Genomic DNA, 16,898 nt, shown 5'->3' with positions numbered 1-16,898 from the left:
AACCACAAAGCCTGAGCGCGGCTTTCAGAGCTATGGAAGCTACTCTCTTGGCGATATTGAAACAATCGACAACGCGAGTGGAAATGTCATTCTCCAAATCCCCTTGGCATCTCTGCCTCCGGGGCGAGGCGGGATGAAGCATTCGATTTCTCTCACTTATAACTCGGCGATCTATGATTTAAAATCGTCTCCGTATACGCCGGGACTTGTTCCCTGTAACCCTGGGCTGCCGGGGGATTGTCCTTCTTACGTCAATGTGCTTTCCAACTCTCAGGAAGGAGGATGGCGATACTCTTTCCAATACAAACTGGATAGCGAATGGCGTCACTTTGATGCGCCGTGCAGTGTGAATAATCCAGCCAGTGACTACCTGAGTAAGCGAAGCCTGGTATTGCCGGACGGAAGTAGCCATCTCCTGCGCCTCGTCGGGTCCGAAGACTGGAATGGAAGTGGATTTTACCGACATGGGACCACTGGGGCTAAGGTTTGCCCGGAATGGAATGGGTCCGATCTTAGTTATCCGCTCCGTTATTATACTACCGACGGAAGCTTCATTCAGGTGACGCAAACTCTCCTGGGATGGGAGGCGATCTTTCCCGACGGGAGGAAAGTAAGCGGCTTAAATACGGGTGGGGGACAGGCAGACCGCATTTGTGACCGGAATGCCAATTGTGTTGTTGTTGGACATACGGTCGATAGCGACAGCCTTCCGATTACAAATTTGACAGATGAATTGGGCCGGACGCTGCGTGTGAAATATTTTACGGCAAATGCTGCTTGCATTCCAGACTGTGCCGGTGTTCATGAAAAAGTCACACAGCCAGCTTATGGGAGCATCGGGTCGAATGGTGTGGTGATGGACAATCTGGAGTGGGAGGTGACATGGACATCCCCTCGGCTGTCTTTCATTAAGCCCGCATATGACCCGGAAAACAATCCACTCAACGATCCCTACAGTGAGCCAAACCCAGATTATCGAAGTTACGACTGTAACGCGCCGGGCGGGGGGCAGTTTAATTGCAGAATGTCGCTGTCTGCGAGAGTTTCCGGTGTTTCGGAAATTCAACTTCCCACCCTGGGAAGCCAACATAAGTACCGGTTTCAGTATGCGGTGGGAACAGAAGATCGGAGCCTTCGGGGCTGGGGAGAACTGCGGCATGTGTTTTTACCAAATTCGCAGGATCCAACGACGCCAAACGTGACCTATACGTATCAAGACCAGATGGGGTATCGGAATGCAAGTTACGAGACAAAGAATCCGGTGGTACGGAAGGATATACAACGATGGGACGCGTTAACGGGGCCGCCCCTTGGCCTGGATACCTGGCTTTATACCAGGCCTACCAGCACGAACAAGATCGGTACGACCACAGCTCCAGACGGCGGGGTCACGACACATACCTACATTACTCCCCAGGGTGAGGGGCGATATCTTCTTGGGAAAACTGTTGGACCTGAAGGCGAGATCTCCCTCAAGTACTGGGAGAAGAATGAGGCATGGGGGAGTAATTTTTATTCGGATCCTAAGAATATCTATGTGCGCGCCGAGTATCGCAAGCCTGCGGGCGGCGCGAATTATGCGGCCACGGTGACTGCGTTGTCGAAGAATGGCAACGTGAAGAGTGTTACTGAATACGATTACGGCCTGGAGCCGAGCGTAGATAGTGCTGGAGTTCCCACAGGAGTTCCGAGCGGTGGAACGATCCTTCGGCAGACAACACACGACTACCACTACGAGACGGATGCCGCAGCCGCCCTAATGCCGGGGAGCTACAACGGAAGCCAGCAGAATGTGTACTGGAAGAACTTTGATCTTCTGGTGAAGGGCGCAAAGAAGAGAAGCACCGTTCTGGGAAAGCTCGGACGTACTAACTGGCTGACGATCGAATCGATCACCGAGTGGGCCTATGACGACGCTGCCACTACGGCAAATATTACGGTTGAAGCATTATGGGATAGCACGAAAGGATCCGCCCCCTCTCTCGGCGGCCTGATTGGTGACGATGAGAAGGCTGCCGTGACGCGCTACACCTGGAGCCAGGGGAACTTGACTTCCAAGCAGGGGCCTCGGCGGAGCTCTGAGAATGTGGTCTCAGACGAGACGACCTTCACTTATGGTCCGGTGAGTTTCGGTGAAGATTCCGGGGCTGCGCAATATTGTCCGTCCGCTTATACAGGTTTGTATCCGACTTCTGTGACGACGCACGCTCAGGCGGGAAGCCTGGCCGATACCGTCCATTTCCGTTTTGACTGTGCCACTGGGTTGCTTGTCAGCTCGCAGCGCGATGCGGCGCCTCTTGGGAGTTCTGGCAAGATTCTGAGTACACGCGCTAGCTACGATCGCTACGGGCGAAACACCAGCATGGAGGAGCGAGATGGCACGACTGTGCTCCGTAAAGGGAGCACTTCATTCCACGACAACGATCGATGGATTCGCGTGGCAAGTGATCTTCATCTTGCCAACGATCAGTTGCTGGCAACGGTCTATCAGTTTGACGGCGATGGACAATTGTGGCAGACGCGAGGAACCGATGATAGCAGCGGCGCGGTGACCGTCAGTTCTGGCGCCGGTGTCGTGTCGAACCGCGGAGCCACTCGATACAACTCAAGTGGCACCGTCCATGTGGAATCGAGTCCCTGGCGCTCCAGTCCGCTGACTGGTGAAGCTGGACAGACTTGGACGGTGAAGCGCTTTGACAAGAGCGGACGCCCGACGCAGGTTGCAGTGACCACTGGTACCGCGTCTACTGCGCCAACCAAAACCGGAAACGATCTGATTTCCAGCACAAGCTATAGCTATTCCGGCGCATTGACCACGGAGACGGACTCTCTCAGCAACTCCCGAACGGAGAAGCGAGATGCTCTCGGCCGTTTGATTGAGGTGACGCAGGGGACCCTGTCGCCGGTGAAGTATTGGTATGACGGTCGCGACCATCTGGTGGAGGTGGAGCAGCAGGATTCGACAAGCTACAGCGGCACGAAGACTCAGAACCGTCTGTTTGCTTACGATTCTCTCGGCCGGCTGGGCAGTGTCACGAATCCGGAAAGCGGAGCGGAGAGCTACACCTACTGGGTGGATGGTCAGATGAAGACGAAGACTAACGCCTCGTCTCAGGTGGTGAACTATGCCTACGATGCGGCGCGACGCCTGGCGACAAAGAGCTTTAGCGGCGCACTGAACACGACGTATTGTTACGACGGCAAGCTCTGGAACGGATCGGCGTGTGCGATGCCTGCCGGACGTACGGATGCGGTCAAGGGGATGAAGACCGGCAGCGGCGGCGCGTGGGGTTCGACGAACTATGCGGCGGTAGATGCGCTGGGACGTGTGACCTCTTTGAAGCAGACCGTGGCTGGACTTGCGGAGCAGTCGCTGAGCTACGAGTACTCCGCGAGCGGCGCGGTGAAGAGCATTGGCTATCCGAGCGGCCGTCAGGTGAATGTTGCCTATACGGGCGCGGGACGGCCTTCGCAGTTGAGCAGTGCTGCCCGGACCTACTTGAGCGGCATGAGCTACGGAGCGAACGGAGCGCTACTGGCTGAGACCTGGAATGGGAGTGGCGCGGATCGTGTAGAAGAGAAGCGCAGCTACAATCCGCTGGGGCAGATGCTGACGGCGGATTTCCGGAAGAATGCGCAGGATAGCGGCCGTTTCTGGAAGATGACGAACCAGTTTCCGGAGACGAAGAATGTTGGGAATCTGACGAAGCAGTATGTGGAGACGGGGATCGATACCTTTGGCGTGCGCTATGCGTATGACGGGTTGTATCGGTTGATTGGCGCCGCGGAAGACAGTAGCAATGAAGACCCTCTGGGTACGGCGAGTTGTGCGACGGTGGGTGGGCGTTGGTGTGTGCAATATGCCTACGATCAGTTTGGCAATGGCTGGACGCCGTCGAAGTCTGGGTTGGCGCTTGGGTTGGCGCAGGCGAGTTCGAATTGGTACTTGCAGAGCAGCGGAGTGGTGAACAATCGCTTGAAGGATGTGGCTTACGATGCGAGCGGCCGGCAGAGGCAGTGGAAGGTTGGGGATACGAGTTCGGTTGCGGTCTATGATCCTGAGGGACATATGACGGAGGCGAAGGGCGACTCTGCTGTGACGCCTGGGACCGAGAAGATTTACGGGAGCTATCTCTATAACGGAGATGGGCAGCGCGTGAAGTCTGTGGCTGATGGGAAGACGGTTTGGTATGTGTATGGTCTGGATGGAGGGGTGGCTGCGGAGTTTGCGACTGGCTACACGAATGTGAATGCGGGCAAGACGCTGTATCCGGTGACGGATCATCTGGGGAGTACGCGGGCGTGGTTTGATCAGACGGGTACAGTGACGCAACGGGTGGATTATGAGCCGTTTGGAGGAGAGATCCAGCGGGCTGGAGTTGCTGGCTACTCGGGAGTGGGAGATCCGGCGCAGAAGTTTACGGGTAAGGAACGGGATGCGGAGACGGGGCTCGATTACTTTGGGGCCAGGTATCTGATGGCGGGGCAGGGGCGGTTTGGGAGTCCGGATGCGCCGCTGGTGGATCAACATGTCGAAGACCCGCAAAGCTGGAACCTCTATGGCTATGTGAGAAATAATCCGCTTTCTCACGTAGACCCAACAGGGCAGGCATGTTCGACCCTGATCGGGAACACCAAAAGTGGCTACTGTCAGCGAGCAGACTTATACGCAAATTTTGATAATCTGGTAAGTAGTAAGACTCGATTCTTTGCCGCGGCGCATGTGGCTACTTCACAAATCGCCGATGTTGCAATTCCGTTTGCAGGTACCATTGGGACCTCGGTGAAAACACGTGAACTTCTTGCCTCGATCAACGCACTGCTGGAAGGTATCAACACGGAGGCGGTGGGACGGGTCATTTCCGGTCAAATGAGTGGCAGTGGTTCGGTGCTGGATGCCTCGCTGGTCCATATGGAACAGACCGCCGTACAGAAGGCGCTTGATGAATTCAAAAGAAAGGACCCGGCTGCGTATCAAACGGCAGTGAAAGAGTTAAATGCTCTTCTTAATTCTAAAGGTGGAGTTTTTCAAGAGCTAGCAACTGGGATGGGACGCGCCATCTTAAGTACAGACAGAAGCTACGCGAGGCTGCTTAAGAGCATCAGGAAGCGAATCGGGCGTGATATCGACTTTGGGAGCCAGGAAGACCGTGAAGAAATAGGACTTTCGCTCGTTGATTACATTAAGAAAGCAAGCGGATGCACACTATTTGGCGAGGGAATCAACGCATGTCCATGATCCTGAGGCGGATAGCCGTGTGGGCAATGGAAATGCTAGCTGAGATGATCCTACTTGGCGGTCTCTTAAGTATGTTAGTGTATCCTGGTTTCGCCGACAAGGTTTTGGGTGTATTGATGGCGACAATTGCCGTTGCTTTGGTGTTGACCTTGCATTGGTACTACCTAAGTCGCGCAATCTGGGGCTTGATGATCCGCCTTGATGGATCCTATTGGTACCCATCGATTGCCGCAAGCATCTTTGTCGCTCATATGTATTTCGCGATCGAAAGATCGAGGGCTGAGTTGACGGGTGAGGCGCGCTCCATGGAGTTGCCGTTCTTAGCCGGCGGAGCATGCATCGTATTTGCTTGCGCCATGGGTAGCAACAGACTATTGCGGCGGTGGAGGCAGAGGAGAATTCAAGACCCTAAGGCGCGTGAACCCGTCTCTAGAGAGTAAGGGTGCAGTGGCCACAATCAGTTTGGAAATGGCTGGACGCCTTCGAAGTCTGGGTTGGCGCTTGGGTTGGCGCAGGCGAGTTCGAATTGGTACTTGCAGAGCAGCGGAGCGGTGAACAACCGCTTGAAGGATGTGGCTTACGATGCGAGCGGCCGGCAGAGGCAGTGGAAGGTTGGGGATACGAGTTCGGTTGCGGTCTATGATCCTGAGGGGCATATGACGGAGGCGAAGGGCGATTCTGCTGTGACGCCAGGGACGGAGAAGATTTACGGGAGCTATCTCTATAACGGAGATGGGCAGCGCGTGAAGTCTGTGGCCGATGGGAAGACGGTTTGGTATGTGTATGGGCTCGATGGAGGGGTGGCTGCGGAGTTTGCGACTGGCTACACGAATGTGAATGCGGGCAAGACGCTGTATCCGGTGACGGATCATCTGGGGAGTACGCGGGCGTGGTTTGATCAGACGGGTACAGTGACGCAACGGGTGGATTATGAGCCGTTTGGAGGAGAGATCCAGCGGGCTGGAGTTGCTGGCTACTCGGGAGTGGGAGATCCGGCGCAGAAGTTTACGGGTAAGGAACGGGATGCGGAGACGGGGCTCGATTACTTTGGGGCCAGGTATCTGATGGCGGGGCAGGGGCGGTTTGGGAGTCCGGATCCGTTGTCATTTCAATCGGAAATGATGGGAGACCCCCAGAGATGGAACCTATATGCCTATGTACGGAACAACCCTCTCCGCTATTTGGACCCAACCGGTCAAGAAATAGAGTTGCCAGGAGACGAAGCAAAACGTAAGAAAGCACTTGACGCACTAAGAGCCGCCCTTGGAGGTAAAGCCGGTGATTATCTCAAAGAAGTTAAGGTTGAGGGAACTAGTCGATTTATCGTTAGCATAACTGATCAAAAAGCATTTGCTCGCAGCAATGCGGTTGCCGGTGAAATTTCTGCGATTATTAATGACAAAAAAAGTGTTTCATTGGAAGTTATGAATATGAACGAAAAAATGCCAGATGGAAAAACATTCGGCGAATCAGGACCGCCTGGGTTTATGGATGGATCGAAGCTTGGCGGAAATCTTAGAATTTATGTGTTGGATAGTCGTGGTTTAGCCGATGCCAAGATTGTTATTAACGGCAGTCACATGAGTAACAGTGTGAAGTCGGATGAATTGGATATCGGAATAGTTGCTGCTCACGAGCTGGGTCATGCCAGAGCCCGCATGACGGGAGGGTTATTCTTGAGCAAAGAGGATTCAAATGCCGCTGCATTAAGGTTGGAGAATAAAGTTCGAGTACTTCGTGATCCAAAAGCAGCTACAAGGACCAAACATTGAGCTATTATACATTGCGCGGATTGCTGACCCTTGTGCTGACAGTTCTCCTTGCGGGATGTGTTGCTGGCGAGAGCAGGACTCTGGATCAACGGTTAAAGAAAGTCGTTGATGGATTTCATTATGTGGGGCGCCAGCCGCTATCAACTACCTTCGTGCCAGCTTTTGAGCCGACGTTAGTTCGGCCGTTGCCGATAAAATTTGAGGCAGGCTATCGCTATGTGTTCTTGCATAAGTTTCCAATTGACAATGTCACTCTGGCTACCAAGTTATTGCCGAAAATACTTACAGATTTGGGATTTATAATATCTAGTTCTCCAACTCGGTATGAGCAGATGACGGATGCCTTTATCGGGGGGCCGTTGTTTTCAATCAATTTTCATTCAGGTGGGTTTCGCTTCAAATTTTTCAACGCTGTTAACCTGAATATCACAAATAGTGAACGCTTAGAGCGTGAATGGGCGTCCGATGACTATATATTAGAAATTATGCCATAGCCTGCCGAGAGTTGACTTTAGTGTTATACGAGGAACGTGAGCTGTTTAAGTTCGTTCGATTTGCTCGAGGGTATTGCTTGACTGTCCTATCATGACTGGTTCTCCGCAGGTGTCTCTGGTGTATTGGAGATAATCGGATCTGGACCTATGATCGGAGCGCACCAGTTTGGTACTCAGGCTTTGTCGAGTGGAAAACCAATTCCGTCGACGCTCTGTTCAATCACGGAGATCTTCAGGAAAAAGTGATGGACTTACACTCCACAAATATCAAAGAGGTGCTGGAGTACCTTGTGGACCAACTAGCTCCGGCGGTTGAACCACGCTTTTTCTCTGATTTGTTTGATCGACTGATCTGGTTGCAGGCTGACAATGGAACAGATCTCCTACAAGTTATGAGCATCTGGCTCGAATCCGACGACTATTACGGGGTTAAGATCGCGCTGGGGATGGAAGATGCATTTTTTTTTCGATAACCGAGTGGCTATGGTAGACGCCTTCAGGCGGCTCGAAAAACGCTGGCCCGAAGTGAAGGATCGGTGTGATGAAATTCTTGAGGCGTGGGACAAAAGCGTACCGTCGGATACTTCGGAGCGATAATCTCGGCTATGGAGTTAGCCAGTGAGGCAGCCGATGAATCGGGTTGTATCGCCTGATTGAAGCGGCGGAAGACAGCAGCAATTGGTACGGCGAGTTGTGCGACGGTGGGTGGCCGGTGGTGTGTGCAGTATGCCTACGATCAGTTTGGCAATGGCTGGACGCCTTCGAAGTCCGGGTTGGCGCTTGGGTTGGCGCAGGCGAGTTCGAATTGGTACTTGCAGAGCAGCGGAGCGGTGAACAATCGCTTGAAGGATGTGGCTTACGATGCGAGCGGCCGGCAGAGGCAGTGGAAGGTTGGGGATACGAGTTCGGTTGCGGTCTATGATCCTGAGGGGCATATGACGGAGGCGAAGGGCGATTCTGTTGTGACGCCAGGGACGGAGAAGATTTACGGGAGCTATCTCTATAACGGAGATGGGCAGCGCGTGAAGTCTGTGGCCGATGGGAAGACGGTTTGGTATGTGTATGGGCTCGATGGAGGGGTGGCTGCGGAGTTTGCGACTGGCTACACGAATGTGAATGCGGGCAAGACGCTGTATCCGGTGACGGATCATCTGGGGAGTACGCGGGCGTGGTTTGATCAGACGGGTACAGTGACGCAACGGGTGGATTATGAGCCGTTTGGAGGAGAGATCCAGCGGGCTGGAGTTGCTGGCTACTCGGGAGTGGGAGATCCGGCGCAGAAGTTTACGGGTAAGGAACGGGATGCGGAGACGGGGCTCGATTACTTTGGAGCCAGGTACTTGATGGCTGGACAGGGGCGGTTTGGGAGTCCGGATCCGTTGATGGAATCTGGCAATCCCCAGAATGGTCAAAGTTGGAATCGATATGCCTACACGTACAACAATCCACTACGATTTGTGGACCCGAATGGAATGTGTAGCGGGCCACCGCTACAAGCCGGAGAAATGGGAGTTTGTATCGACCTATACATTGCTGCCCCGAAGATTGGTGTCATTGGTGAAGGTGACAACCGCGGCCCAGCTCCCAACGATCCCAAGGCAACCTACCGTCAGGAGCTTCAACTGGCCTTAAATCCAAAAACTGGTGGCGTCCGTGTCGTCAAAGATGATCCGGGAGTTAGTGAAGTCTTGGTTGTTCCTGACGAGCTTGGGAAGCTATCACCGACGTTGGCTGCTAAGGGAACATCAAGTACATCCGTTTCTCCTACAACGACAGATAAACAAGGAAACCATCACTTCGCTATTTACAATGAAGCGTTAAATGGAATTGCCAGCATTCCTATCCTTGGGAGGGCCGCTCCGCAGGAAACGATAAAGACAGACGTAAAATTTGTTTTCACGCCCGACGGGAAGGTTGGACTCGATCCGGGAGGCACAAGAACTGCATATCCTTCGATTGAGATCTATCGATATGACCGTGGGGGAAAGCCGACTACCTTGCTTCAGCAAAAGGAATCTGGAAAACCCGCTGATCTTTGTTGTCGCAACCAAGTCATTCCGAGGGTATCACCTCGATGACGGTCGTATCGATTGTGCTGTTGGCGTTTGTCCTAGGGCCGGCGCTCCTGCTGGTCTTGTCATGGAGACGGTCAACGCATCAAGCGGCAAGACTTATACTGCTACTCCTTTCTCTCAGCTATGGCTGGTTCCTGTTCGCGCTAAATACGCCCAAGACTTTCTTGGGCCCGGACTAGAAGCGGTCTCATAAACGTCTGAGTAAGAGTTGTAAGCAACCGAGGCGAACGAAGCCGAGGAAGTTTTCGACGTGATATTCCCAACGATTGACCAAGCGTCGAAAGTGATGAAGCCACGCAAATAGTCGTTCGACGCGCCAGCGCCTACGGTAACGGCGCAGCGGACGACCATCCTGAGTCTTGCCCCGGTTGCGCCGATTCGGCGCGATCATTTCGATGCCGTACTCTTCGGCAAGTTTTTCGTCGAGCTTGTCCGAGTCGTAGGCTTTGTCTCCGATGAGCCGCTTGGGCAGGTCGTTGAGGAAGCTTCCGGCCAAAACGTCTTCCACAAGCTGGCACTCGGCTGGCGAAGCGCTGTCGACAGCAACGGCGAGAGGAAGACTGTTACCAGCGGCGATAGCGATGATCTTCGTGCCCTTGCCGCGGCGGGTGGGACCAACGGCGAGGCCCCCTTTTTTGCGCTCGCGAATGTGGCATCGACGAACGCTTCTTCCAGATTCAACTGACCTCGCTCATGTAAGTAGTGGGCCAACACTCTCAGCGTCTCTTCCAGCTTTCCGCTTCGCACCCACTGTTGAAAACGTCGGTGACAGGTCTGGTACGGCGGATATCTTTCCGGCAGTTCACGCCACTGCGCCCCACTCCCTAAAACCCACATCACCCCGTTCAACACGCATCGAGTATCGTGCCACGGCCTGCCACGGTTATCCGCCCGACGCTGCGGGCGCAGCACCGGCTCCACAACTTCCCATTGGTCGTCTTTTAAATCCCATCGTCCGCGCATACACTTCCGCGCAATTCACCAGAGCTCTTCCAGATTCTCATATTCCGCCCGCTTGTGGTTTATGAGACCGCTTCTACTCTTCCACTCGCCTCTTGATTGAGCTATCTAATTGTCTGGGGTGCCTAGCAGCCGGAGTCGCGGCGCTTCGATTGCGATCCTCGGGGCCTGTAGGGATGGCCGCGATGTATATTGCTTTCTGTTGGTTTATCGCTTTATTGTTGAGCTATGCGGCCTAACTTTCCGTTCGGGGTCGGCCTGACACGTCGCTTAGGAGGCTTTGTGAAATTTGCGAGATAAATCCACAAAGTCTTTTCAGCGAGACCTACACTGGGATTCTTTTGGGAGATAAAACCCTTCAGGATAGGTGGACGTGGAGACCAGAAATTATTGAGGCTGCTCAAGGAAGTTTTGCGCGATATGGGGGCCGATGGGAATTTCCGAAGAAGAGATTGTGGCACGTCAGGCTGTCCCCTTCCCCCTCCCCCTCCCGGGTGTTGGGGCCGCGACGGGAGCTGATGCTGTCACCGCTAAAGTAGTGGCCGTAAATACGTCGACAAGTATCATTGGCGGCTTCACTCAGCGACGCTTGGACGAGGCGTTAGGATATGAGCAGCCAGTCGATAATGTGACGGAACTTAAGAGTATCGGGGGCGACGCCTTTACTGGTGGGCTCCTCTCATTGCCTGGCGGCAAGCTTGTGGACAAACTGGTTCCAATCCCAAATGTGCAGAGAGGAATTGCCTTGCTTCGGTTCGCTCATCGCCGCTCAATGAGAGCAGCTAGGATACAGGCGGCTAAGATCGATGCCAAATTGAAGGCGGCCGGTAACTCACTCGTTGGGGGTATCGCTGGTGGTGTTCCAGCCGAGATAAGTAAATGGATATGGGAGTGGTGGATTGATCCACAGACGGAGCCGGAAAAGAAATCAATGGGAAAGGTGTGTTACGAGGGCGGTGGTTGCGAGATACTGCAGTGAGCAGTCCTAATAGAAGTGTACGTTTTGAGCAACTGAGGCCGGCGCTGCGACGTTGGCTACTCCGTTTCTCATTTGTATTAGTATGTTCCATAATCGTAATTTTACTGATTACGGGCGATACGCGTCTTTATAAGACCAGCCAGATGCAGAGACTTCCGGTTGTCATTACGTGCTTTGTGTCGTTAGTCGGAGTGGTATTTACTGGGGGGCTTCTACTGTCGGAGCTTTTGCTCCGGCTAAACTCTAATGATCGGAATAAGTGAGTAGGGATCTTCTCAGAGAAACAGTCAGCATCCGCCCGGCACTGATTTAGCCGTTTGATTGAGGTGACGCAGGGAACTCTGTCGCCGGTGAAGTATTGGTATGACGGTCGCGACCATCTGGTGGAGGTGGAGCAGCAGGACTCGACAAGCTACAGCGGCACGAAGACTCAGAACCGTCTGTTTGCTTACGATTCTCTCGGCCGGCTGGGCAGTGTCACGAATCCGGAAAGCGGAGCGGAGAGCTACACCTACTGGGTGGATGGTCAGATGAAGACGAAGACTAACGCCTCGTCTCAGGTGGTGAACTATGCCTACGACGCGGCGCGACGCCTGGCGACAAAGAGCTTTAGCGGCGCACTGAACACGACGTATTGTTACGACGGCAAGCTCTGGAACGGATCGGCGTGTACGATGCCTGCGGGACGTACGGATGCGGCCAAGGGGATGAAGACCGGCAGCGGCGGCGCGTGGGGTTCGACGAACTATGCGGCGGTGGATGCGCTGGGACGTGTGAGCTCTTTGAAGCAGACGGTGGCTGGACTTGCGGAGCAGTCGCTGAGCTACGAGTACTCCGCGAGCGGCGCGGTGAAGAGCATTGGCTATCCGAGCGGCCGTCAGGTGAATGTTGCCTATACGGGCGCGGGACGGCCTTCGCAGTTGAGCAGTGCTGCCCGGACCTACTTGAGCGGCATGAGCTACGGAGCGAACGGAGCGCTACTGGCTGAGACCTGGAATGGGAGTGGCGCGGATCGTGTAGAAGAGAAGCGCAGCTACAATCCGCTGGGGCAGATGCTGACGGCGGATTTCCGGAAGAATGCGCAGGATAGCGGCCGTTTCTGGAAGATGACGAACCAGTTTCCGGAGACGAAGAATGTTGGGAATCTGACGAAGCAGTATGTGGAGACGGGGATCGATACCTTTGGCGTGCGCTATGCGTATGACGGGTTGTATCGGTTGATTGGCGCCGCGGAAGACAGTAGCAATGAAGACCCTCTGGGTACGGCGAGTTGTGCGACGGTGGGTGGGCGTTGGTGTGTGCAATATGCCTACGATCAGTTTGGCAATGGCTGGACGCCGTCGAAGTCTGGGTTGGCGCTTGGGTTGGCGCAGGCGAGTTCGAATTGGTACTTGCAGAGCAGCGGAGTGGTGAACAATCGCTTGAAGGATGTGGCTTACGATGCGAGCGGCCGGCAGAGGCAGTGGAAGGTTGGGGATACGAGTTCGGTTGCGGTCTATGATCCTGAGGGACATATGACGGAGGCGAAGGGCGACTCTGCTGTGACGCCTGGGACCGAGAAGATTTACGGGAGCTATCTCTATAACGGAGATGGGCAGCGCGTGAAGTCTGTGGCTGATGGGAAGACGGTTTGGTATGTGTATGGTCTGGATGGAGGGGTGGCTGCGGAGTTTGCGACTGGCTACACGAATGTGAATGCGGGCAAGACGCTGTATCCGGTGACGGATCATCTGGGGAGTACGCGGGCGTGGTTTGATCAGACGGGTACAGTGACGCAACGGGTGGATTATGAGCCTTTTGGAGGAGAGATCCAGCGGACTGGAGTTGCCGGGTACTCGGGATTGGGCGATCCGGCGCAGAAGTTTAGCGGCAAGGAACGGGATGCCGAGACGGGGCTGGATTACTTCGAGAGCCGCTACTTTAGTTCGGCCCAAGGTCGCTTCACAAGCCCGGACGTGATGATGGGTAAACCAGAGTGGCTGGTTGATCCGCAACGATGGAACCGCTACGCCTACGTTCGGAACAATCCGCTGAAGTACATCGACCCAAACGGTGAGGATTTGGTTGTGTACTACTCGCTCGGTAGCGATGTGAGCGATGCTGACCGTGAATGGTTCAACAAAAACAAAGCGTCGATTCTTGCCGGGATTCAGGCCAAGTTTGAAAAGGCTGGCGTCAAGAATGTCAGCTTCCGAGATCAGGCCACGCTGAGCAAGAAGCAACTTGGTGAACTCGACAACGGTAGCCCCTTGGGGGTCTCCCGACTGACGTTCGTAGGGAAGGACTATCCTGGCTTGGGCCAAGCGCCAGCGATGGGAGTTCTCGGGTACGCCCATCCCGATGGAAAGCGCATTGCTGGTGTGTTCCTCGACACCTTCCCAAAGGTTTCGCCATCTGGCTGCGATCAAGCATGTATTGCAGGTGACGTAGCGGCGCATGAACTTGGGCACACCATCGGCATTCCTCACTTGGGATTCATGGAGGAGATGGCTGACAGATGGCGTCAACGACCGGGCTTGCTCGGGGGCACAGAAACTCGTCCAGACCTCATGACTGGAAGCATGGGTGTGCCTACGCAACCGCTCTACTTCAAGCCCGGAACTAACGAGAGGACCCAACGGGCCATTGAACAGTTGAATCGAATCGGGGATATGACTCCGAAGAAATAGGAGTGGTCATGATTCGGCTGTTGGTGATTCTTGATACATGGCTCATGATGGTTGCCGGGACGCTTTTCCTGTGGTTGGGACTGACAGGTCTTCGAGCCGGAACTTTTGCTGTCGGCGATATTGCGATCACTCTTTTGGGAGGGATTGCGGGAATCTGCTCCGTTGGGCTGCTGTGTCGTTGGCGTAGCCCTTTGACGCAACCAGCGCTCGTGACCTTCCGGCTTTTGATAGTGGGCTGTCTTGCTTATTTCGCATGGTTCCAGGACCGCCCCTGGCTTGCTCTTGATGACTCTGCCTTAGTTCGAGGCTCATTCCGTCAGGAGTTCTTCCTGCAACGCCTCGAACAAGTCGGCGTCTTCCTGGTGGCGGTGGTGCCAATCGTCGTACTCGGAATATGGCACGCCAGGGTTCTTCCCCGGATGCAAGCTGTTCCAGTAAATGTGCAGCCACGCATTACGCCACTGGTAGTATTGGTGGGCACATCAGTGGCAGCGGGAATCGGAGCACGCTTAGTTGGGATTCCATCGCTTGGGCCAATCTTCTGGACGGTGAGCGTTCTTGTCGTCGTGTTCCTGCTTTTTGAGCTTGCACGGCGGATTAGTAACGCAGAGTTCTCAGCATTCGTTGCGTTTGCAGTCTTTACCGTGGCGATGCCTATTGTTTTGCTCTGGCCTTGATGTTTGGAGAAGATGCCTTCACACCTTTCGGATCAGCCCACCACGTCGCTGCACTTCGAGCCGCACCGCATAGAAGGCGGCTTGCAGGAGATGGATGGGGCCGTGGTTGGCGTCGATGACGAGCTTGCCGTTGGACCAATCCGAGTTCTCGTGAGCGCCGATCAGAAGCTCCAGGGCGAACTGTTCGAGGATGTGATCGTAGGCGGCTTGGAGATCGTCACCGGAAATAGAACCGAGAACGGCGCTTGGTTCGGTGATGTCTTGGACGAGGAGTTCGTCGGCGAGGTTGGTGAGCAAAGAGTCCATGTTGGTTCCTGCTGGTATTTACCATTCTGGGTACGCAAAAGAGGAATCATGCGAAGCATGGACGTTGCTTCAGCAACGTCGTTCTTGAAGTAGTCGTTCACTTCGTTCACGACGCCTTCGGCAGTCTCATTGTCATCATCATGCGGTTGGTTTAGAGTCTCTATGCTGGCACGAGTCCTCTGGGAACTCGGCATAGAGACTCGAAAGGACATGCGTACTGGCCCATCGCTCTCCTCTGATCGTCTGAGTCGTCAGAGGTCTCGGCTACTTAACGCTGGTGGTCTCAGCCAGCGGCAGACCTGGGCATCCCGATTTAGCTGCGCCCTGGCTCTTCGTCTACGTCCCACAGTAGAGCCGTCCTTGATCCACGCTGCCGTCGATTGCTCCCGACCGTGGAGGACATGAACCGAAGTCCACGTTGATATGTAGAAACTGCCGTTGCTTGAGCGGCGGCGAAGAGGTGTCCGCAACCACAACAGCTTGTGTATATCAGAGATAGACACAGTATTTTGTGGTCAGAAAAGTGAGAATATTTTGGGGCCGGGATAGACGGGATCGGCGGCAGGTGGCCGAAGGCGGCGAAAACCGGGTTGGGGATGTACGGTTCGGGAGGGAGGCGGCGATCCGAAACGGCGGTGCGCCAGGGCCGAAAGTTTCCTGCGGCTAAATGCAGACGAGGAAACAACCATGATCCCGATCCAACTGACCGAGAACGACTACATCAACCCGGAAGCGGTTTGCCGCCTTCACTGCCAGCCAAAGACCGACGACAGGCGTGCGGCCATCACCATCGTCTTCACCGACGAAGACCAACTCCCGCTTTACCTGCACGGCGAGGAGGCGGAAGAAGCCATTGCGAACTGGCGCAGCTTCCATCAGCGACAGGTTCACGCCGCTTCTTTTCCGGCGACCGACTGATACACGGAATTTTCGAGAATGTTCTTGACGGTGCGGCCATACCACTTGCCGCCGTTCTTGCCGGGGATGTGATCGGCGTTGAAGGCGTCGGCGATCATGGCGAGACTCCAGCCGTCTTCCCGGCGCTCGTGCATCAGGCGCACCATCGCCATCTCATCGACAGCGGCCACCAAGCGATCACCGACACGCTCGAAGCCGAAGGGCGTGTGGTTGTAGACCTTGCCCTGCTGCTTCTTGTGGGCCAGCACGGAGGCGGTGCGCTCGGCCACGAGGTTGCGTTCCAGTTCGGCGCATCCGGCCATCAGCGTGAGAAACATCCGGCCCATCGCTGAACCCGTACTCAACGACTGACCGCCCATGTCCACCAAGTGCAGCGAGACTCCCGCCTTGTCCCAGGCTTTCGTTTGGCGCAGGGCGTCTTCGGCGTCTCTGAACAATCGGTCGAGCTTCAGGCAGACGACATGGCCGACACCGTTGTTCATCCACTCAAGTAGCTTCGCCCCGGCAGGACGCTTCGCCAAAGGGATGCTGGCCGAGACGCCTTCCTCACGCACCAACTCCATCACTTCCAACCCGGCCATCTGGCAATAGGCACGAAGGCGATCTTCCTGGGCGTCGAGCGAGAAGCCGAACTTCGATTGCTCGACGGTGGAAACCCTCACGTAGCAGAGCGCCCGGTTGCCTTGGAATCGTTTCGCCATTCTGCGTACCCAGAATAGCGGCTAAAGAGAAGCTAAGTCAATAGAACTCGTGTAGGCATGGTCGTGGCTACATTCCGGGTACGCAGAATGGCGGTTTCCTGATAACCT

Annotated in this window: 13 protein-coding genes; 10 read left to right on the top strand and 3 right to left on the bottom strand. The window is 54.8% G+C overall.

Features of this window, described 5'->3' with window-relative positions:
• Positions 1 to 1,159: 1,159 nt before the first annotated feature.
• The 6 genes from M017_RS0104785 to M017_RS0104760 all read left to right on the top strand — a co-directional run bounded on the left by M017_RS0104785 (position 1,160) and on the right by M017_RS0104760 (position 9,583).
• On the top strand, positions 1,160 to 5,239 hold the full coding sequence (locus tag M017_RS0104785) for an RHS repeat domain-containing protein (RefSeq protein WP_238325813.1): 4,080 nt from the start codon (positions 1,160 to 1,162) through the stop codon (positions 5,237 to 5,239).
• Positions 5,230 to 5,679 (top strand): hypothetical protein, encoded by a 450-nt coding sequence (locus M017_RS0104780; RefSeq protein ID WP_031496211.1) that lies wholly within the window; start codon positions 5,230 to 5,232, stop codon positions 5,677 to 5,679. Before M017_RS0104785 ends, M017_RS0104780 begins: the two co-directional genes overlap by 10 nt.
• Before the next feature lie 216 nt (positions 5,680 to 5,895).
• Positions 5,896 to 7,011: an RHS repeat domain-containing protein gene (locus M017_RS0104775; protein WP_162179835.1), complete on the top strand. Its 1,116-nt coding sequence runs from the start codon at positions 5,896 to 5,898 to the stop codon at positions 7,009 to 7,011.
• A complete protein-coding gene (locus tag M017_RS0104770; protein WP_155121241.1) occupies positions 7,008 to 7,505 on the top strand; it encodes a hypothetical protein in 498 nt (165 codons plus the stop codon). The genes M017_RS0104775 and M017_RS0104770 overlap by 4 nt, the downstream gene beginning before the upstream one ends.
• A gap of 245 nt (positions 7,506 to 7,750) precedes the next feature.
• Positions 7,751 to 7,978 carry a hypothetical protein gene (locus tag M017_RS0104765; protein WP_031496205.1) on the top strand — a complete coding sequence of 76 codons (228 nt, stop codon included), beginning with the start codon at positions 7,751 to 7,753 and terminating at the stop codon, positions 7,976 to 7,978.
• 180 nt (positions 7,979 to 8,158) lie between these two features.
• Entirely contained in the window at positions 8,159 to 9,583 is a 1,425-nt protein-coding gene (locus tag M017_RS0104760) for an RHS repeat domain-containing protein (protein ID WP_035957677.1), read from the top strand.
• Positions 9,584 to 9,767: 184 nt separating this feature from the next.
• Here the strand turns inward: M017_RS0104760 and M017_RS28535 are convergent.
• A protein-coding gene (locus M017_RS28535) for an IS5 family transposase (protein WP_202901601.1) occupies positions 9,768 to 10,543 on the bottom strand; the annotation gives its coding sequence in 2 pieces (ribosomal slippage) (positions 9,768 to 10,204 and positions 10,204 to 10,543; 777 coding nt in all).
• A 427-nt stretch (positions 10,544 to 10,970) separates the two neighbouring features.
• Between M017_RS28535 and M017_RS0104745 the strand changes: the two genes are divergently transcribed.
• The 3 genes from M017_RS0104745 to M017_RS0104735 all read left to right on the top strand — a co-directional run bounded on the left by M017_RS0104745 (position 10,971) and on the right by M017_RS0104735 (position 14,865).
• Positions 10,971 to 11,519, top strand: a complete 549-nt coding sequence (locus M017_RS0104745; protein ID WP_031496201.1) for a hypothetical protein — start codon at positions 10,971 to 10,973, stop codon at positions 11,517 to 11,519.
• Between the two features lie 326 nt (positions 11,520 to 11,845).
• On the top strand, positions 11,846 to 14,188 hold the full coding sequence (locus M017_RS0104740; RefSeq protein WP_238325960.1) for an RHS repeat domain-containing protein: 2,343 nt from the start codon (positions 11,846 to 11,848) through the stop codon (positions 14,186 to 14,188).
• Between the two features lie 8 nt (positions 14,189 to 14,196).
• Positions 14,197 to 14,865, top strand: a complete 669-nt coding sequence (locus tag M017_RS0104735) for a hypothetical protein (protein WP_031496198.1) — start codon at positions 14,197 to 14,199, stop codon at positions 14,863 to 14,865.
• A gap of 18 nt (positions 14,866 to 14,883) precedes the next feature.
• On the opposite strand, the gene M017_RS0104730 is transcribed toward M017_RS0104735, so the two are convergent.
• On the bottom strand, positions 14,884 to 15,171 hold the full coding sequence (locus tag M017_RS0104730; protein ID WP_031496196.1) for a hypothetical protein: 288 nt from the start codon (positions 15,169 to 15,171) through the stop codon (positions 14,884 to 14,886).
• A 687-nt stretch (positions 15,172 to 15,858) separates the two neighbouring features.
• Between M017_RS0104730 and M017_RS0104725 the strand changes: the two genes are divergently transcribed.
• Complete coding sequence (locus M017_RS0104725; RefSeq protein ID WP_031496195.1) at positions 15,859 to 16,089, top strand: hypothetical protein; 231 nt, start codon at positions 15,859 to 15,861, stop codon at positions 16,087 to 16,089.
• Here the strand turns inward: M017_RS0104725 and M017_RS0104720 are convergent.
• Entirely contained in the window at positions 16,059 to 16,790 is a 732-nt protein-coding gene (locus tag M017_RS0104720) for a recombinase family protein (RefSeq protein ID WP_031496194.1), read from the bottom strand. The genes M017_RS0104725 and M017_RS0104720 overlap by 31 nt on opposite strands.
• Positions 16,791 to 16,898 lie beyond the last annotated feature (108 nt).

The organism is Bryobacter aggregatus MPL3 (assembly GCF_000702445.1).
Classification (GTDB): Bacteria; Acidobacteriota; Terriglobia; order Bryobacterales; family Bryobacteraceae; genus Bryobacter; species Bryobacter aggregatus.
This window is presented reverse-complemented; position numbering and strand designations above follow the sequence as displayed.